18 protein-coding genes are annotated in these 17,915 nt (G+C 49.0%); 10 read left to right on the forward strand and 8 right to left on the reverse strand.

Annotated features, from left to right (window positions below):
- Positions 1-18: 18 nt before the first annotated feature.
- The gene (locus tag AB1K62_RS08725; protein ID WP_367003002.1) at positions 19-1,599 is read left to right on the forward strand and encodes a fatty acid--CoA ligase; all 1,581 of its coding nucleotides are present in this window, start codon (positions 19-21) and stop codon (positions 1,597-1,599) included.
- A gap of 134 nt (positions 1,600-1,733) precedes the next feature.
- Here the strand turns inward: AB1K62_RS08725 and AB1K62_RS08730 are convergent, their stop codons facing one another.
- The 4 genes from AB1K62_RS08730 to AB1K62_RS08745 form a co-directional block, all read right to left on the reverse strand.
- Positions 1,734-2,492, reverse strand: a complete 759-nt coding sequence (locus AB1K62_RS08730) for an SDR family oxidoreductase (protein WP_367003004.1) — start codon at positions 2,490-2,492, stop codon at positions 1,734-1,736.
- 67 nt (positions 2,493-2,559) lie between these two features.
- Complete coding sequence (locus tag AB1K62_RS08735; protein WP_367003007.1) at positions 2,560-3,345, reverse strand: ThuA domain-containing protein; 786 nt, start codon at positions 3,343-3,345, stop codon at positions 2,560-2,562.
- Positions 3,346-3,906: a VOC family protein gene (locus tag AB1K62_RS08740; RefSeq protein WP_367003009.1), complete on the reverse strand. Its 561-nt coding sequence runs from the start codon at positions 3,904-3,906 to the stop codon at positions 3,346-3,348.
- A complete protein-coding gene (locus AB1K62_RS08745) occupies positions 3,903-4,532 on the reverse strand; it encodes a glutathione S-transferase family protein (protein WP_367003012.1) in 630 nt (209 codons plus the stop codon). Before AB1K62_RS08745 ends, AB1K62_RS08740 begins: the two co-directional genes overlap by 4 nt.
- Positions 4,533-4,756: 224 nt before the next feature.
- On the opposite strand from AB1K62_RS08745, the gene AB1K62_RS08750 reads away from it, so the two are divergent.
- Both AB1K62_RS08750 and AB1K62_RS08755 read left to right on the forward strand, forming a co-directional pair.
- Positions 4,757-6,337: an aromatic ring-hydroxylating dioxygenase subunit alpha gene (locus AB1K62_RS08750; protein WP_367003013.1), complete on the forward strand. Its 1,581-nt coding sequence runs from the start codon at positions 4,757-4,759 to the stop codon at positions 6,335-6,337.
- A 4-nt stretch (positions 6,338-6,341) separates the two neighbouring features.
- Positions 6,342-6,749, forward strand: coding sequence for a PaaI family thioesterase (locus AB1K62_RS08755; protein ID WP_367003015.1), 408 nt, complete (start codon positions 6,342-6,344; stop codon positions 6,747-6,749).
- 22 nt (positions 6,750-6,771) lie between these two features.
- On the opposite strand, the gene AB1K62_RS08760 is transcribed toward AB1K62_RS08755, so the two are convergent.
- The 4 genes from AB1K62_RS08760 to AB1K62_RS08775 form a co-directional block, all read right to left on the reverse strand.
- Positions 6,772-7,590, reverse strand: a complete 819-nt coding sequence (locus AB1K62_RS08760) for a helix-turn-helix transcriptional regulator (protein ID WP_367003016.1) — start codon at positions 7,588-7,590, stop codon at positions 6,772-6,774.
- 135 nt (positions 7,591-7,725) lie between these two features.
- Positions 7,726-7,959 carry a biotin/lipoyl-containing protein gene (locus AB1K62_RS08765; protein WP_367003017.1) on the reverse strand — a complete coding sequence of 78 codons (234 nt, stop codon included), beginning with the start codon at positions 7,957-7,959 and terminating at the stop codon, positions 7,726-7,728.
- Between the two features lie 8 nt (positions 7,960-7,967).
- Positions 7,968-8,975 (reverse strand): alpha-ketoacid dehydrogenase subunit beta, encoded by a 1,008-nt coding sequence (locus tag AB1K62_RS08770; protein WP_367003018.1) that lies wholly within the window; start codon positions 8,973-8,975, stop codon positions 7,968-7,970.
- Positions 8,972-9,955 (reverse strand): thiamine pyrophosphate-dependent dehydrogenase E1 component subunit alpha, encoded by a 984-nt coding sequence (locus tag AB1K62_RS08775; protein WP_367003020.1) that lies wholly within the window; start codon positions 9,953-9,955, stop codon positions 8,972-8,974. The genes AB1K62_RS08770 and AB1K62_RS08775 overlap by 4 nt, the downstream gene beginning before the upstream one ends.
- A gap of 388 nt (positions 9,956-10,343) precedes the next feature.
- Here AB1K62_RS08775 and AB1K62_RS08780 point away from each other — a divergent pair, with 388 nt between their 5' ends.
- From AB1K62_RS08780 to AB1K62_RS08810, 7 genes are all read left to right on the forward strand, one after another.
- The gene (locus tag AB1K62_RS08780; RefSeq protein WP_367003023.1) at positions 10,344-11,345 is read left to right on the forward strand and encodes an NADP-dependent oxidoreductase; all 1,002 of its coding nucleotides are present in this window, start codon (positions 10,344-10,346) and stop codon (positions 11,343-11,345) included.
- A 165-nt stretch (positions 11,346-11,510) separates the two neighbouring features.
- On the forward strand, positions 11,511-12,722 hold the full coding sequence (locus tag AB1K62_RS08785) for an acyl-CoA dehydrogenase family protein (protein ID WP_367003024.1): 1,212 nt from the start codon (positions 11,511-11,513) through the stop codon (positions 12,720-12,722).
- Between the two features lie 27 nt (positions 12,723-12,749).
- Entirely contained in the window at positions 12,750-13,889 is a 1,140-nt protein-coding gene (locus tag AB1K62_RS08790) for an acyl-CoA dehydrogenase (protein ID WP_367003026.1), read from the forward strand.
- A 271-nt stretch (positions 13,890-14,160) separates the two neighbouring features.
- Entirely contained in the window at positions 14,161-14,931 is a 771-nt protein-coding gene (locus AB1K62_RS08795) for an SDR family oxidoreductase (RefSeq protein WP_367003028.1), read from the forward strand.
- Between the two features lie 79 nt (positions 14,932-15,010).
- Complete coding sequence (locus AB1K62_RS08800; RefSeq protein ID WP_367003029.1) at positions 15,011-15,418, forward strand: OB-fold domain-containing protein; 408 nt, start codon at positions 15,011-15,013, stop codon at positions 15,416-15,418.
- Between the two features lie 31 nt (positions 15,419-15,449).
- The gene (locus tag AB1K62_RS08805) at positions 15,450-16,595 is read left to right on the forward strand and encodes a thiolase family protein (protein ID WP_367003030.1); all 1,146 of its coding nucleotides are present in this window, start codon (positions 15,450-15,452) and stop codon (positions 16,593-16,595) included.
- Positions 16,596-16,708: 113 nt separating this feature from the next.
- Positions 16,709-17,875, forward strand: coding sequence for an acyl-CoA dehydrogenase (locus tag AB1K62_RS08810; RefSeq protein ID WP_367003032.1), 1,167 nt, complete (start codon positions 16,709-16,711; stop codon positions 17,873-17,875).
- Positions 17,876-17,915: the final 40 nt, after the last annotated feature.

Consider the following 17,915-nt stretch of genomic DNA (forward strand, 5'->3'; position numbering starts at 1 on the left):
CGAAAACAGGACAGGTTTATGCTGAAAGAAGATGTTTTAACTATAGCTGACGTTATCCGGCAAAGGGCCAAAGATCGAGGCGAGGGACTCGTTTTTACCTTTGAAGGCGACGAGATGACATATTCCCAGTTGGATGCGGGTAGTAACCGTGCAGCCAATGGCCTGATGTCGCTTGGTGTCCAGAAAGGCGACCGGATCGCTTATATGGGTAAAAACTCGCATTGGTATTTTGAAATATTATTGGGCGCCGCCAAACTTGGCGCAGTGATGACGCCTGTGAACTGGCGTTTGGCACCGCCCGAAGTCGCCTATATTGTGAATGACTGTCAGGCTAAAACCTTGTTTATCGGGCCTGAATTTGTTGATCTTGCGCGGCAGATAAAGCCCGATTTGAAACATGTAGAAACCATTTTCTGTTCCGAAGAAAATAGTGCCGAGTTTCCCGGTTATCCCGATTGGCGTGATGAATTTTCCAACGTTGATCCGATGGTAGCTTGCGCGCCCGATGATGACGCTTTGCAATTATATACATCGGGCACGACCGGCCATCCAAAGGGTGCTGTGATGACCGGCGCTTCTATTTTTGCTTCTCGTGCCAAATTATCTGATGATGATCTGGCGGATTGGCAAAAGTCTGAACCGGGTGACACAATGTTGCTTGCCATGCCCTGTTTTCACATTGGCGGAACGGGGTCGGGGCTCGGAAATATCTATAGTGATGGCCATGCGGTCATTGTGCGTGAATATGATCCGGCACAGGCTCTCGATTTCATTGAGCAATATGGGATTAACAAGATTTTCATGGTGCCCGCTGCCATTCAGATTTTGCTGAACCACCCAAGGGTTAATGAAGTCGATTTCTCGAAACTGCAATATATCACCTATGGCGCGTCACCGATCCCGCTGGAATTGATGAAGCAAAGTATCGACACGTTCGGCTGCGGATTTGTCCAGATGTACGGAATGACCGAAACGACCGGAACGATAGTTGCCTTGCCGCCTGAAGATCATGACCCGAATGGTAACGAGAAAATGCGCTCGGTCGGAAAACCGTTACCGGGTGTCGAGGTCAAGATTATTGATGAACAAGGCAACAGCTTGCCGCCGCGTGAAGTAGGTGAAATTGCCACGCGCTCATCACAGAATATGAAAGGCTATTGGAACATGCCTGAAGCCACGGCAGCGACAATTGATGCCGACGGGTGGCTACGCACTGGTGATGCAGGCTATTTTGATGAAGACGGATATCTGTATATCCATGATCGGGTGAAAGATATGATCATCTCTGGCGGTGAGAATATCTATCCCGCTGAAGTAGAGAATGCGATCTATGGACACCCCGCAGTTGCAGATGTTGCTGTCATTGGTGTGCCGGATGAAAGATGGGGTGAGGCGGTCAAAGCCTGTGTTGTTTTGAAGGACTCACAAGACGTCAGCGAAGCCGATATTATCAGTCATGCACGGAAAAATATTGCCGGTTTCAAATGCCCTAAGTCTGTGGATTTCATTCCGGCGCTGCCGCGTAATCCGTCAGGTAAAATTCTCCGCCGTGAACTGCGCTCTCCCTATTGGGATGGTAAAGACCGTGCCGTGAATTAGGGATTTGCTCTTCTTCTTGGGAGGGAAGAAACTTTGGCAGCTTCTCTGTCAGCGGAATTGAAAAAGGGGGAGTAGGCGCAGGCTTGCTCCCCCTTTTAATATCTGCCCTCATCTCAAGTATGAGGGAACGGATTTTAGAACTGCACTCTTTTTGTAAAGCCGCCATCAATGACGACATTTGCGCCGGTCGTATAGCTTGATGCCGGACTGGCGAGGAACACAACCGTGCGTGCCACGTCGTCCGCGGTGCCGAAATCGCCCAGTGCAAAACCGGCCTTTGTCGCTTCATAAAACTCCGGCATGCCTGCTTCAATTTGCGACCAGTTACCACCGGGGAATTTTATCGGGCCCGGGGAAACCATATTTACGCGGATACCCTTGGGACCAAGCGCCTGACCGAGCTGCGAGCCATAGGTAATGAGAGCTGCTTTCATTGCGTTAAATGCTTGAGGTGCAACGAAATTTTCGAAAGCTGCGGTCGATGACATGAAGATCACAGAGCCGTCATCTGATTTCTCTAAGTGTGACTCCAGTACCTCCATCGCTTTGACCGCGCCGATAATATCGGTCTGGAATGTCACTTCCCAATCACCCGTCGCCCCTGCACCGGAAGAACTGACATTATGCACGAAAATATCGCACCCCCCCAATTCCTTAGCAGCCTTTTCCAACCAACCAGGATAAGCATCAATATCAGTCATGTCGAATGCTTCGGCAAAGACTTTACCGCCATGCGCTTCAAGTTCGCTCTTAGCCGTCGCTACTTGTTCCGCATTGCGAGAGAAGAACGCAACATCCGCGCCTTCTTTAGCAAAATGTTCCAGCGCAGCACGTCCCAATCCGCGACTACCACCGGTTAGAATGACTTTCTTGCCCTTGAGTCCTAAATCCATGTTGATCTCCTTCTCTAGTATATGATTGATGAGTTAGGTGCTAAAAAAATGCGCTTAAAATCTGTGTCTAGAATTTAGAGATTGCAGTCTCGCAAGACCAACCAATCCCGCGCCTCAACAGATCATAAATTATTGGTTGTTCCCAACCTGACCGATCTATTTCCGGCCACCAATCAAGGACTGGTTCCATATCATAGTGACCGCGGCAATGACCCATTGTTAGATAAAGAACTGCGCCTTCGCCCATGCGCCGTATATAAAAGACCGGGTGGCGGCTTTTCTTGATGTCGCTATCGACAAAACCGCTAATGTCATCTGTGCCATTATATTCCGTGTCGAGTAATATATCGAGCTCTGCACGCGTCTCGACCAGATATTGTTCATCGACAGTCTCAAAACTAGGAATACCTTTGACCAACGGGTGATCCGGTTGCGCATTATCTACCGTGAAAGGGATAATCGGCGGGTGGGCCAGAAAGCGTGTACCCAGCGTATCGGCAAAAACGGGCATTTCATCCGGTGCATCAACCAGTCCGTTTTCAAGGAATCTGAGCACCGAATTAGTGCCATGCAGTGCAAAATAGCGTCCGCCTCTTGCGACAAAATCACGGATATTTTCTTGTGCTTTCACACTGGGCTGTAGATCACAGGTATAGCTGATTAAAAAATCTGCATTTTTGATGGCCTCAAGATTTTCATAATCTTCAAAGACCCGCACCCTGATACGATCGTCTTCAGCGAGTAACTTCAGGATTTCCAGTCGTGCGTAGTCAATATCATGATATTTCCCAGCGGCAACAAGCACACATTTAATAGGTTTCTGATCGGGCTTACGTTCCGGTGTTTCACTCATTTAATCTTTTCCTATCACAGGGTTTGTTTTGCCATCCCAGTCAAGATGAGCCTGACGCATGGCTGCAAAGCCATCGCGGCCTGCCTGCGGGATTTGCAGATACTCGATAATGGTTCCGGGGCCGCCGCCGTAATCAGCATAGAAAGCACCGCCTACACCGCCCGGCAGGCTGACTTCCTGTATCACTATACCGCCTTTGCTTTCGGTAATCTGGCGAGCTTCGGCCAGATCATCGACAATGATGCAGAGATGCTGAACCCCTTGAAGGCCCTTCTCACGCCAGTCTTTGAACATCGAGGGGGCGTCATTATCAGGGCGAATTAGCTCCACCTGCACATCACCCCAATAACCAATGGCCATCGAAAACTGAATGTCAGAGGGTTGGCCGCGGTATTTTACATTTTCGACATCCACGCCTTCAGTATGAAAAAACGGGCCAGCACCCATTTTCTGTGTCCAATAATCAAGCGCAGCATCATAATCATCGGGCACATAACTTATCTGCATAATGGTGCCGAGTTTGGCAAGGGTGGCGGGTGATGATTGCGGCAGGTCGGTCATTCGCTGTCGAGCCAGACTTTCGCAGAATCGCGTTCATCCATGTGCTGGACAAACCGTGCAAGATTATCTGTGCCTTTAGGCAGTGTCCATCCAACCGTGCCACCAAATTTTATAAAGCAATAGGCGATCAGATCCGCCAGCGTAAATTTGTTTTGACAGATGTATTTTTTATCGCCCAGCTGCTGGTCTAGCCAGATCCAGCGTTTGTCAGACATAGCAGATAGTTCAGCTGCTCCTTCCGGGCCAACAACATCCATGCGCGGTTCGAACATCGGGCGTCCAGCACCACCGCGAAATCCCAAAGTCATCGGTACTGCAATTTCAAGGTCAATACGTCGTGTCCACATACGAACTTCAGCGCGGTCTTCAGGGGTGGTGCCGATCAAAGCAGGCTCAGGATGGATTTCTTCCAGATATTCGCATATCGCGGTGATCTCACTCAACATTTGGCCATTATCGAGCTCCAGTACTGGGGTCGTACCCAGGATATTCTTATCGGCAAATTCAGGTTTGCGGTTCTCGGCAGTAAGTATGTCGATATGGACGCGCTCTATATCCAGTCCTTTTTCAAGGATGAACATACGGACGAGACGTGGGTTCGGGCCAAGGCTAGAATAGAGTTTCACGAAATAGCTCTCCTTTTAGACAGACTCTTGCCTGACTCGTCTCAGGTTACACAGGTAACAGGACCAAGTCGTCCTCTCAAAAGCATTAGGTTATATCTGGAATAACTTTGTCCGGCGGACAAAGTTTGGCAAGTAAGATAGGCGCTGCCAGTTTCACTAGTGGAGTTTATAGTTTCTTATCGTACTCTAATAACAAACGCATAAAAGTTGTCAGGAGAATAGACATGGTCGAGACGTTAACTGGGCATAATAGGTCAAATGGCATTTCTTATACTGAATTGTTGGAAGGCGACAAGGTGCGCGCCCCGGACGTGTTTTTTGAAGAGTCTCCTATGGAACCAGGGCTGACAACCGTTGATGTCAGTCGCTACTGGACAAAGGAAGAACATGACCGGGAAGTAGAAATGCTCTGGAAGCGGGTCTGGCAAATGGCTTGCCATAAAGATGATATCAGAGCGGTCGGTGATACTCACGTTTATGATATTGCAGGCTTGTCCTTTCTTATCGTGCGTGTGTCAGAGGACGAGATCAAGGCCTTCCCTAACAGTTGTATGCACCGCGGTCGTTCAATATGCGACCATCATAAAAAGGAGCAGAAAGTACTGCGCTGTCCGTTTCATGGTTGGTCATGGGAATTGAATGGCAAGCTGAAAGAAGTGCCTTGCGAATGGGATTTTCCAACTGTCAGTGAGGAAACACATAGTCTTAAGCCGGTTAGCGTTGGCGAATGGGGTGGCTTTGTATTTATCAACCCGGATCCTAATTGTGAGCCTCTAGAAGATTTTCTGGGCGATCTGGATCGCCATTTCCAGATTCCTTTTGAGCGTCGGTACAAGGCTGCTCACGTAATCAAGCGTTTGCCGTGCAATTGGAAAATCGCTCAGGAAGCCTTTATGGAATCTTATCATGTGGTCGGCACACACCCGGAGCTGTTACCGGCTTTTGCTGATGCAAACAGCAAATATGATGTATGGCACAATTTGTCCCGTGCCATGTCTGCTCATGGTTCGCCAAGTCCTCATACAGGTCTTGAAAACCCAGATCCCTCGGCGTTCCCCGATGGTAAAGCGTTTCAAAGCTTTATTCATCCAATCAGTAAGCATCTATTCAAGCGCCTGGAAGAAAACCGGGTCGAGGTCTCTTTACCTAATGGCAAGAGCGGTATTTTTGATATGGAAGGCCAATATATCGAAGGTGAGCTGAAATCAGCTGATCCTCATTTGTGCAACTGGATAGGTGGTAAAATTGCCCCTGCCGACGAAAAAATGCCAATGGAATTCACGGGTGTTTCGGCTCATGCCAACCGAGATGAAGCCGCGCAGGCACGGCGGGAGCAAATGCGACCGACGTGGGGTGATAGAGTTGATACGATTAGTGATGCTGATTTAACCGATGCGATCTTCTACAGTGTGTTCCCGAATATTAGCCCATGGGCTGATTTTAATCCGATTTTTTATCGGTTCCGCCCCGATGGTGACAATCCTGAGCAATCCTTGCATGAGGTGATGTACATGATTCCTCTGCCAGAAGGTGCAGAGCGACCGGAACCAGCAGAATGTAAGTTCCTTGATCTGGATGATGATTACACCGAAGCTACTGCTCTAGGTAGTTATCTGGCCAAGGTGTTTAATCAGGATTATCTAAATCACAAAGCCATGCAAAAAGGTATTAAAAGCCAGCCCAATGGTACTGCGATCTTTGCTAGCTACCAGGAATCGAAGTTGCGCCATTTCCACGATACTCTTGAATTGTGGCTGACAAGTGAAGAGCCGCCTAAGAGTCCGAAACGTAAAGCTTCGGCCTAAGGTTATGGAAATTGTCCCCGATGGATTTGCGCCCGCGAATTTCTCGACTGGATTTCTAGATGTAGCAGGACCTTATTTCACGCGAAAGGATGCCGACCATATAGCGGTCGGCATCCGTATTACGACGGATCATATCAACGGTATTAACGTTGCCCATGGCGGTGTGATGACGACCTTAGCTGATGTTGCGTTAAGCTATCAGCTTTTTGTCAGTGAGCAACCGCGTCTGCCCATTGCAACAATAAATCTCAATACCAACTTTCTTAGTGGAGCTAAGTTGGGGGATTGGGTCGTGGCTCATGCTCACATTGATCGCAAAGGCAAGCGCACGGCTTATTGCCACGGGAATATCGTAACGGGTGAGCGCTTGTTAATGACTATGACCGGAGTATTCGCGCTATTACGGAAATAGATACTTCGTTATTTTCCGCGTATCAATCGGTCGCACCCAGATAACCTAATTGACCAGCCTTGAAAATAGTCTGCCCACGGTTGACACTATTGAGCTTTTGTCCGGCACGATTGACGTGATAGCGAATAGTCGCATGGCTCAAAGACAATATCATGCTGATTTCTTTGTCCGTTTTACCAATAGCGGCCCAATGTAGACATTCGGCTTCACGTTTAGATAAAATACAATTAGCTGGCATCCGGTGTTTCTGACGCATAGCTAGAACATAACCTGTAATAAAACGTCGAGTAACGATAGATAAAAAGTCTGAGTAGAGCCGAAAGGGCTCGCTGAGGTCGGTGACGCTAATATCTAGTGGAGAAAAGCTGACCGCAGCGATTTGTCCAAAAGGCAAATGGATCGGGATCAATATATGTGTTTTGGCGCTGGTCGGTCCATAGCCGTCATAAAAACTTTTCAGGTCTATCTCATTAAGATATTCATTCTGCCAATGACCGTGAAACCCTTCTGCGTTGCACCAGACTGGTTCACTTTCATAGCGGCATGCGCGAGGTAGAGGAGAACTAAGCGCGAGCCGTGTATCTTCCCACCATCGTTCGCCTTCGGCAACCCAACCAAAAATATCCTTATTGATTAACTCTCCCTCGGCATCAACCATATGCGCTTTTGACGAAATATCCGCACTGGCAGCGATCCGAAAATTATAAGATTTCGAGATATTGTGAATTGCTTCTGCTGCAGGACGAATTCCGGCTGGACTGGTGATTGTAACACTATCCAGATTACGACGGAATGTACTTTTGGAAAACTCCGGTATTTCTTCGACAAAATTCTCTGACATTACAGCACTTATCCTCTAGGAAGCCCTGAATTAGGGCTTCGTATCTATGTCTCTTGTCGCGCTGTTTGGTTTTCTAGTCAACCCAACATCACTGTTAATAATGATAGGAGGGGGGGCTTGGTCGAGTTTAGTTGATTACTCTATTACACCAATTAGTTCACCCACCGGATATTCTTCCCCTGTTGCGCTAATTATAATCTTGAGTTTTCCAGTTGCTGGCGATTCTACTTCTTGGGTGGATTTATCATTTTCGAGGGCATAGATTTCCTGCCCTTCCGTAACATCGGAGCCGTCAGGTACCAGCCATTCAGCTAGCGTACCGACTTCCATGCTAAAGCCTAGTTTTGGTATACGAATTTCAGTAGCCATAATTTAATTTACCCTAATATCTTGCGGATTTCGCGTTCAATATCGTCTTCGCTAAACATCCATGCCTTTTCAATCGTGGGAGAAAACGGGACGGGCGCGTAGCCTGACCCGACCCGCCCGACCGGGGCCTTGAGTTCAGAGAATAACTCTTCATGGATGCGCGATGAAATCTCTGCACCTGTGCCGAAGTTCTTCACTGCCTCATGTACAACAACTGCGGCTTTGGTTTTAGCAACGCTTTTCAAGACGGTTTCTTCGTCAAACGGGGCAATCGTACGCAGATCTACTACTTCACAAGAAATACCATCTGCGGCTAGTTTTTCCGCAACGGCATGGGATGCGCCAACGCCGCGGCCATATGTGATCAAGCTGATATCGGTTCCCTCGCGCGGAACAGACGCTTTGCCTAGTGGCACTACATGATCTGGCGCCGGGGCCGGTCCTTTCGTGAAATATGTCGGTGTGTTCTCAATGAAGATCACTGGATTATCATCCATGATAGACGAATAGAGCAGGCCATAAGCATCTGCCGGATTGGATGCCGCTACCACTTTCAGGCCAGGAACATGTGCGAACCATGCTTCCAGCATGTCGCTATGTTGACCGCCAAGGCCTGTACCTGCTCCGGTAGTGGTACGAATGGTTAATGGCACGCTGGTCTGACCGCCCGACATGAAGCGTAATTTAGCAGCATGATTGACAATCTGGTCCATTGCTATGGTGACGAAATTCATCAACATGATTTCTGCGACAGGCTTGTAACCAACTAATGCCGAACCAACAGCTGCGCCGACAATCGCCTGTTCTGAAATGGGAGTGGAACGTACACGATCAGTACCATATTTGTCTGAGAGGCCAGCCGTCACTTTGAATACGCCGCCGCCTTGTTCGTCGGCAATATCTTCGCCCAGAAGGATAACTTTGGGATCATCGGCCATCGCTTTGGCCATCGCCATATTACAGGCTTGAGCGAACATGATCTGCTTAGGTGCTTCTTTATTTTCGGGGGTGCTCATGCTGCTATCTCCACGTCTAAAACATCGATACGATATTCATCTCCGGACGGATAATCACTATCGAGGGCAAATTGTGCGGCTTCTTCAATTATCGCGGCATTTTTAGCTTCAATAGCAGCGATGTCCGCTTCGCTAACTTGAATATCGAGCAGTTGCTGGCGAAGGATAGGCATCGGATCATCCTTTAACGCCTGTTCCATCTCCTCTTTCGGAATGTAATGGCCGGTGTCACCTAGTAAATGACCATGAAAACGGAAGGTCATCGCCTCGATCAGGGTAGGCCCATTGCCAGCACGAGCATATTCTACGGCCTCTTTGGCTGCGGCATACATTTCGCTGGCGTCATTGCCGTTGACACGCACAGATCGCATACCCAAGCCGTCACCACGCTGCTTTATAGTTTTTGAACTGGTAGCAAATTCCATAGGAGTATGTTCGGAGTACAGGTTATTCTGGCAGAGAAAAATGACCGGCAGTTTCCATATCTGAGCCATATTCAGGCCCTCATGAAATGCGCCAATGTTAGAAGCGCCATCACCGAAGCAACAAACCGTAACTTTATTATCCTTGTCCAGCTGGCTAGCCAGAGCCAAGCCATTGGCAATAGGAATACCCGAGCCGACAATGCCTGTTGTAACCATGACGCCCGTTTCGGGATGGGTTATATGCATCGGACCACCTTTGCCTTTGCAAGTGCCGGTGGCTTTGCCGGCAAACTCTGCCCATAAATCTTTAGATGGAATCCCTTTTGCAAGCTGGTCATGCAGACCGCGGTAAATGGTGACGAGATAATCCTCCTGATTGATCGCGGCCATCATAGCGGAAGCGACCACTTCTTGACCGCGCACAGGGTAATAAACTATTTGCAATTGACCGCCGCCGATCATCTTGCGGAATTTAATATCCGACTGCATGATCAGGTCTGCGCGGGTGAAGATGTCTATCAGGACATCTTTTTCTGCCATTTGTATATCGCTCAAGGCTTCACTCCATTCTTGGTGGTCATTGATTAACTGACCTCTGTCGGGTCAACGCTTTGCATTCCTAAATAGCGCAGGTCCAAATAGCTGCCACTATTGTTATAGGGAGTATGGCAGATAGGCGGGCGATTTAGTCCCAAATTTTCTTGTCGATTTTCGTCGCTGAATAGTGACTTCTATATAATCGCTATAATCAAAAAAAACCGCAAATTCTTTGCGTTTTTAGCATATTATTTTGCAAGCAAGCGAAACACGCCTTTCTATCATAAGCTAAGGCCGTCCCCCTATCTTAACTACTGCTGAATCAGCATAGCTATCAAAGCTGGCAGTTATATCATCGCAGAGCTTGGGGCTATCAGAACAAAATAGTACGAAATCGGAGAATAAAATGACTGAAAACAGGCAGTGGCTGATCAACGGACGTCCTAAGGGTCGCGGACTAGTGGATGATGATTTCAAAAAGGTCGTAACACCGGTCCCGGATGTTGCCGAAGGGCATGTATTGGTGAAGAACGAGATTCTTGGTTTCGACCCAGCGCAAAAAGGCTGGATGGAAAATATTGGCGGTTATGTCGCTCCAACGGAAATTGGTGAAGTGATGCGTGCCAGCGGTATCGGGACTGTCGTTGAGTCGCGAGATCCTGACTTTACCGTAGGTGACAAGGTTATGGGCGGACTTCGCTGGCAGGATTATGCGATGTTACCAGGTAGTGAGCTGAAAAAAGTTCCTGACGACGAGCTGCTAGCAGCTAATCTTGGTGCGCTCGGTACAACCGGGATGACAGCCTATTTTGGCCTATTGAAACATGGTCGGCCTCAGCCAGGTGATACATTGGTGGTCTCGGGCGCGGCTGGTGCCACTGGTTCTATGGTTGGTCAGATTGGTAAGATTGCTGGATGCAGGACCATTGGTATTGCAGGCGGTAAGGAAAAATGTGACTGGCTGACTCAGGATGTCGGCTATGACCATGCCATAGATTATAAAAGTGATGACGTCCGCGCCAAGCTCAAGGAGCTGTGCAATCAATCAATTAATGTGTTTTACGATAATGTTGGCGGTAAGATTTTAAACGATGCGCTGGCGCATATTGCAATGCACGCGCGAATTGCGATTTGCGGTGGTATATCTCGCTACGAGCAAGGTGATATGCCTGCCGGTCCGGAAAACTATTTTAATCTGATTTTCAAACGCGGAACGATGTCGGGATTTATTGTTCTCGATTATATGAGTGAATTTCCCGAAGCGCAGAAGCGTATGCGCCAATGGATCAAAGAGGGAAAGATTACCTTTAAGGAGGATATCCAGGAGGGCTTTGATAATATCCCGGATACGTTGAAGCGTTTATTCGCAGGGCAGAATTTCGGTAAACAATTGTTGCGGCTGGATTGACGTACCACTGACCGGCCGGTTGCATATTAGTCGGTCTGATTGCGCGTGTGATGGGATATGCGATTGGGCGCACGGTCAGTCTGATATGTTGTTTGCGCTAACTATTTACGCAGTGCCAGCCCGTCGCCGCCTGCAATAAGATGGCTACATGACAAGAGGGAAAATATGAGCGATCTAGAGAAATTCCGTGCTGAAACCCGCGCTTGGCTGGCAGAAAACTGCCCGGAGGAAATGCGTGATGGTGATATAACTGCTGAGAATCAATGTTGGGGTGGCCGGCAGTGGGAGTTTCAGTCTGATGCTCAAAAGCGCTGGTTTGATGCAGCTTTGGAAAAGGGTTACACTGTTCCGACATGGCCACGCGAATATGGCGGAGCCGGGCTGTCATCCGCCGAGGCCAAAATTCTTGCCGAAGAATATGCCCGGATTGGTGCGCGTAAGCCGTTAAGCAATTTCGGCATCTCCATGCTTGGTCCTGCTCTATTGGCGTTTGGCACGCATGAGCAAAAGCTTATGCATCTGCGCGGTATTGCACGTGGTGAAATTCGCTGGTGCCAAGGGTATTCTGAGCCCGGTGCTGGTTCCGATCTCGCATCACTCAATACGAAATGTGAAGATAAGGGCGATCATTGGTTGATCAATGGACAGAAAGTCTGGACATCAAATGCCGATATTTCTGACTGGATATTCTGTTTGGTGCGGACAGATTTTGACGCTCCCAAGCATAAGGGAATTACATTTATACTAATCGACATGGCTAGTGAGGGGGTCAGCGTAAAGCCGATTGTACTCATTTCTGGCCATTCGCCATTTTGCGAAACCTTTTTAGACAATGTGAAAGTTCCCAAATCTTACGGGGACGGCAATTTGTCCGTGGTTGGAGAGGTTAATCGCGGTTGGGATGTGGCGAAAAACCTGCTGGTTCACGAGCGCGGAATGCTAGGCACAATGTCTCCTTTGCGTGGTGCAAAGGGGCCAGAAAACCTAGGCAGATATGCAGCTGAAAAAATCGGTTTGGATGCCACGGGGCGATTGGATGATCCTGCATTACGTCAGAAAATCGCACAAGCTGAGGTTGATGATTGGGCTTATACGCTGACTGTTGAGCGGATGAATGATGAAGCCGATGCGGGCAATGGCCTTGGCGCTAAATCATCCATGCTGAAATATGTTGCTTCCGAACTTACCAAAAAGGGAAGCGAGTTGCGCATGGATATTGATGGCACAGAGGCTGCGATCATTGGCCCCGACGGGATTGAACAAGATAGTTTAGCTAATACTTGGCTGTACAATCGTGCCTATTCAATTCTTGGTGGCACGACCGAGATTCAACTTAACATTATTTCCAAACGTGTTTTGGAATTGCCCAGTAATTAATTCTGGTACCTAGACAGGCGAAAAAATATGGCCCTTATTCTCACCGAAGAACAGGAAATGCTGCGAGATGCAGCAGATGGATTTTTGACCGAAAACGCTCCAGTTTCGGCGCTAAGGGAGTTACGGGATTCCAAAAATCCCGATGGCTTCTCTCGCAGCTTGTGGCAGGAAATGGCTGCGATGGGTTGGGCTGGTATCATTGTAAGTGAAGCTTATGGCGGCAGCGATTTTGGTTATGTTGGCGCAGGTGTGCTAGCAGAGCAGATGGGGCGCAATCTGACTGCTTCGCCGTTTTTCTCGACATCTGTTTTGGGCGCTACAGCGGTTCAGCGCTATGGCACCGCCAAACAGAAGGACGAGCATCTGGCATCGATTTCTGATGGTTCAACATTGTTCGCGCTCGCGGTTGACGAAGGTCCGCGACACCGCCCCGAGCATATCGAATTTTCAGCGACATCCAGTGGCAACGGTTATATTCTTTCTGGGTCCAAAACATTTATCGCTGACGGGAATGTCGCAGATAAGCTTATCATCGCAGCACGTACATCAGGTGAGGTTGATGATCTGTCGGGGATTACATTGTTCCTAGTCAACGCTGATGCTGCCGAAATTGAACGAACATACACGCCGATGGTCGATAGTCGTAATGCTGCAAATATTACAGTCGATAACCTTGAGGTAACAGGCGCTGATATTCTGGGTGAGTTGGATAGCGGTTATGCTGCACTGGAAGGAATACTGTCTGCTGGTAGAGCGGTGTTAAGCGCAGAATTGTCAGGGTCTTCTCAACAGGCTTTTAGCATAACTACAAATTATCTCAAAGAGCGGGAGCAGTTTGGTCAGAAAATTGGTTCGTTTCAAGGGTTGCAGCACCGCGCTGCCCATCTCGCGACCGAGATAGAGATGACCAAATCGGCTGTGTTAAAATCTCTTCAACTGTTGGATGATGATTTTGAGAGCTCTTTTGCCACCTGTTCGATGGCGAAAGCAAAATCAGGTGCGACAGCGCAATTATCTACTCAGGAAGCCATTCAGATGCATGGTGGGGTCGGTGTAACCGACGAATATGATGTCGGGCTTTATTTCAAGAGAGTTCATATTGCCCAGCAAATGTTTGGCGATGCGGGTTTCCATATTGATCGACTGGCCAAACGGTCAGGATATTAAGATCGGTCATGTTACATGTAAGTAGGTTATTGTGCTTAATTACATGCGATTAAAACCCAATATGCCGGATTGCAGGTCTGTAGTTATAACTGATTATTGCACAGATTGTAGAAATCTACCGAGTGGGCGCTCAAACGGGATGGGCCGGTCAATTTGGTCTTTACCTCAACCGCAAGGGTTTCTTTAGACTCTGTAGCAACAAACTATTTAACTTTGTAGGTAGGGTCCGTCAGGGCGTCTCCCTAATCCGATAAAATTAGAGGGGGAGTATATGACGAAGCGCCTGAAAGGAAAAACGGCTATTATCACCGGGGGAGCCAGTGGGATCGGCGCAGCGATGGTCCAGCGGTTCGTTGCCGAGGGGGCAAGGGTGCTGTCAACGGATATTCAGCTCGAACAAGGGCAAAAAATTGCCAATGATGCGGGGGCATTGTTTATGGAACAAAATGTCTCAGAAGCATCCGGTTGGCAATCTGTGATGGATAGGGCGCAAGCGGAATTTGGTCGACTTGATATACTGGTTAACAATGCTGGAATTGTGATGGGTAAGACAATTGAGGAAATCGATCTTGATAGCTGGCATCATTTGCTGGCTATTAACCTGACCGGTGTGATGCTGGGATGTCAGAGCGCGATCGGAGTGATGAAAAAAAACTCTGGCGGATCATCGGGTGCGATCATAAATATCGCGTCAACATCTGCTTTCGCGGCTCTTCCCGGGGATGTCGCCTATACCGCTTCTAAAAGTGCGGTACGCATGTTGACGCGGTCCGTGGCGGTGCACTGCGCGCAGCAAGGGCTTAATATCCGCTGCAACAATATTGTGCCGGGCGGTACTCATTCCGGAATTATCGATAAAGCTAAACAGGTCGTACCGGATATGTATGACAGGGTTGCTGCCATGTCCCCGCTGAACCGGATGGGGCAGGGCGCGGATATGGCCGGGGCCGCAGTATATCTGGCTAGCGAGGATGCAGGTTTTGTCACTGGCAGCGACCTATTGGTGGACGGTGGGATGCTTGCCGTACATCCGGGCTATTAATTAAACTGACTAGCCGTTTTGGCAGTTATTGACAGGCCGACTTTGGCTTAGTGCTTTCGGGATCAAGAGGAGATGGCAGATGAACGCGCAACCAATTGCAGACAATCTGTTTACAGATGATAATATGACCGCCCTTGTGGGCGCGCGGAACAAACAGACGGGGCATATATCGTTTCCATTGCCGCTTACACCGAACGATAATATTGAGCCAATAGCATTGGCAACTCGCGGCACTGTCTGGACATATACCGTTCAGCGTTTTCCGCCGAAATCTCCCTATCTGGGGCCTGCCGATCCCGAGACCTTTAAGCCCTATGTGGTCGCCTATGTCTCTTTGCCCGGACAGACGATGGTGGAAGCACGGCTAACCGGCGTTGAACCGGGAGACGTCAAAATCGGTATGGAGGTGGAGTTGACCGCGATCCCGCTAAACCCTGACGACCCGGTCGAAGAGCAGCGAATGATACATGCTTTCAAACCTGTTTAAGGTTCTGAAAGATGGTTGAGGAGAAATTGAGATGAGCGATGTTTGCATTGTAGGTGCCGGTATACACCCGTTTGGCCGAACCGAAGGGCGCGACGGCATGGACCAGGGTATTTATGCGGTGCGACAGGCGTTGGCCGATACGGAGATTGATTGGGCTGATGTAGAGTTTGCTTTTGGTGGTTCCAGTGCGTCCGGCGCGGCTGATACGATGGTGTCACAGCTTGGTCTTACCGGAATTCAGTTTATTAACGTATCAAACGGCTGTGCAACTGGTGGTTCGGCACTAAACGCAGCAGCCAGCGCTATTAAGTCCGGCGAATATGAGCTTGGCATGGCGGTCGGCTTTGATAAACATCCGCGCGGCGCGTTTAACGCTGACCCGGCTGCTTATGGCTTGCCTAACTGGTATGGTGAAGCGGGCTACATGCTCACTACGCAATTTTTTGGCGCAAAAATCATGCGCTATCTTCACGAGCATAATCTTAGCACCGAAACACTTGGGCGGGTTGCGGAGAAGGCGTTTCGCAATGGGGCCAAGACCGATCACGCGTGGCGGCGCAGCGAGGTTGATCTGGAAACCATTATGAACGCGCCAATGATTAGTGACCCGTTGAATAAATATATGTTCTGTTCGCCAGCCGAGGGCGCTGTTGCGCTAATCCTTGCGAGCGAGAAAAAGGCCAGAGAATTGGGTGGGCCGATAATCCGTTTAAAGACCTCGGTTATGCGAACCCGTCCGCCCGGTTCATTTGAAGTTTTTGCCGCGTCAATTGATAATGAACGTGGCGGCTCAGCAACCGAACTTGCAGCAAAAGCGGCTTTTGAGCAGGCAGCTATGGGGCCGGAGGATATCGATCTTGCGCAGCTTCAGGATACTGAAGCGGGGGCGGAAATCATGCACATGGCGGAGAACGGATTTTGTAAGCCGGGCGATCAGGAGCAATGGCTGCTTGAAGGGCGAACTGAAATTGAAGGGACTCTGCCTGTCAATACTGATGGCGGTTGTCTTGCCTGTGGTGAACCGATTGGTGCATCCGGTTTGCGTCAGGTTTATGAAAATGTCGTCCAATTACGCGGTACCGCTGGGGAGCGTCAGGTGCCCGGGAATCCCAAGACGGCCTATACTCAGGTCTATGGTGCTCCCGGAGTATCAGCTGTGACGATATTGCAGCGTTGAGCTAGGTTTATTTCGTCACGTTGAACTTGTTTCGGTATCTCTAAAAGGCTTAGAGTGCGTTTTTGATATTCTGAAGCAGATTCAGGATGATGAAATGGTGAAAGGATTATTTTTTGAATCACGAAATTAGCACTGAAGCCCGAGATTTGGCCGAAAAGGTTGAGAAATTCGTTAGGGATAAGATATTTGATTATGAGAAGGACCCAAGGTGTGAAGAGCATGGTCCGACTGATGGTCTCGTGCAGGAAATGCGGGCTCTGGCTAAAGAGGCTGGCGTACTTACACCGCATATCCGTGAAGATGGTAGCCATCTGACGCATTTGGAAACCGCCCTGGTGCTACGTAAATCCGGACTGTCACCCCTTGGTCCGTTGGCGGTCAATACATTCGCACCGGATGAAGGGAATATGTACCTTCTCGGCAAATGTGCCTCACCAGAACAAAAGGCGCATTTTCTGCAACCATTGATTGACGGAACGGCGCGTTCGTCTTTCTTCATGACCGAGCCAGCAAGCGAAAATGGTGCCGGGTCGGATCCGATGATGATGCAGACCACGGCAAAACCTGATGGCAATCATTGGATAATTAACGGCCGAAAAACATTTATTACCGGGGCAAAGGGCGCGACTGTCGGTATTGTTATGGCGAAGTCCGATGATGGCGCCTGTATGTTCCTGGTCGATCTGCCAAATCCGGCTATCAAAATCGAACGGGTATTGGACACGATTGATAGTTCCATGCCAGGAAGTCACTCCGTCGTGAATATCGAAAATTTGCGCGTACCGGCTGATCAGATGCTGGGCGAAAGCGGTGAAGGCTTCAAATATGCACAGGTTCGTTTGGCACCTGCACGGCTGACTCATTGTATGCGCTGGCTTGGGTCGTGTGACCGGGCGCAGGAAATTGCTACGGACTACGCCTGCAAGCGGATGGCCTTTGGCAAACCACTGATCGACCATGAAGGTGTCGGGTTCATGCTGGCGGAAAACCAGATTGATTTGAAACAAGCTGAATTGATGATCGATTGGTGCGCGCGTGTGCTAGACACCGGCGCACTTGGCACAACCGAAAGTTCCATGACAAAAGTTGCAGTTTCCGAAGCATTGTTCCGCATCGCTGATAAATGTGTTCAGGTCATGGGTGGCACAGGGCTTAGCCGGGATACGGTGGTAGAGCAGGTATTCCGCGAAGTACGCGCATTCCGCGTTTATGACGGACCGACAGAGGTTCACAAATGGTCACTCGCTAAGAAAATAAAAAAGCAGCAAGGGGCCGTGTAAATATCAAATATTCCTCATGGGGGATTATTCCCTGTGAGGA

Origin of the sequence: Parasphingorhabdus sp. JC815 (genome assembly GCF_040717415.1) — a bacterium.
In the GTDB taxonomy this organism is placed as follows: domain Bacteria; phylum Pseudomonadota; class Alphaproteobacteria; order Sphingomonadales; family Sphingomonadaceae; genus Parasphingorhabdus.

Excerpts from the sequence above, each read along its gene's own strand:
- AB1K62_RS08740 (WP_367003009.1), bottom strand. The coding sequence starts at position 3,906 with ATGACCGACCTGCCGCAATCATCACCCGCCACCCTTGCCAAACTCGGC.
- AB1K62_RS08770 (WP_367003018.1), bottom strand. The coding sequence starts at position 8,975 with ATGAGCACCCCCGAAAATAAAGAAGCACCTAAGCAGATCATGTTCGCT.
- AB1K62_RS08735 (WP_367003007.1), bottom strand. The coding sequence starts at position 3,345 with ATGAGTGAAACACCGGAACGTAAGCCCGATCAGAAACCTATTAAATGT.
- AB1K62_RS08785 (WP_367003024.1), top strand. The coding sequence starts at position 11,511 with ATGAGCGATCTAGAGAAATTCCGTGCTGAAACCCGCGCTTGGCTGGCA.
- AB1K62_RS08725 (WP_367003002.1), top strand. The coding sequence starts at position 19 with ATGCTGAAAGAAGATGTTTTAACTATAGCTGACGTTATCCGGCAAAGG.
- AB1K62_RS08730 (WP_367003004.1), bottom strand. The coding sequence starts at position 2,492 with ATGGATTTAGGACTCAAGGGCAAGAAAGTCATTCTAACCGGTGGTAGT.
- AB1K62_RS08800 (WP_367003029.1), top strand. The coding sequence starts at position 15,011 with ATGAACGCGCAACCAATTGCAGACAATCTGTTTACAGATGATAATATG.
- AB1K62_RS08805 (WP_367003030.1), top strand. The coding sequence starts at position 15,450 with ATGAGCGATGTTTGCATTGTAGGTGCCGGTATACACCCGTTTGGCCGA.
- AB1K62_RS08790 (WP_367003026.1), top strand. The coding sequence starts at position 12,750 with ATGGCCCTTATTCTCACCGAAGAACAGGAAATGCTGCGAGATGCAGCA.
- AB1K62_RS08795 (WP_367003028.1), top strand. The coding sequence starts at position 14,161 with ATGACGAAGCGCCTGAAAGGAAAAACGGCTATTATCACCGGGGGAGCC.
- AB1K62_RS08750 (WP_367003013.1), top strand. The coding sequence starts at position 4,757 with ATGGTCGAGACGTTAACTGGGCATAATAGGTCAAATGGCATTTCTTAT.
- AB1K62_RS08765 (WP_367003017.1), bottom strand. The coding sequence starts at position 7,959 with ATGGCTACTGAAATTCGTATACCAAAACTAGGCTTTAGCATGGAAGTC.
- AB1K62_RS08760 (WP_367003016.1), bottom strand. The coding sequence starts at position 7,590 with ATGTCAGAGAATTTTGTCGAAGAAATACCGGAGTTTTCCAAAAGTACA.
- AB1K62_RS08780 (WP_367003023.1), top strand. The coding sequence starts at position 10,344 with ATGACTGAAAACAGGCAGTGGCTGATCAACGGACGTCCTAAGGGTCGC.
- AB1K62_RS08755 (WP_367003015.1), top strand. The coding sequence starts at position 6,342 with ATGGAAATTGTCCCCGATGGATTTGCGCCCGCGAATTTCTCGACTGGA.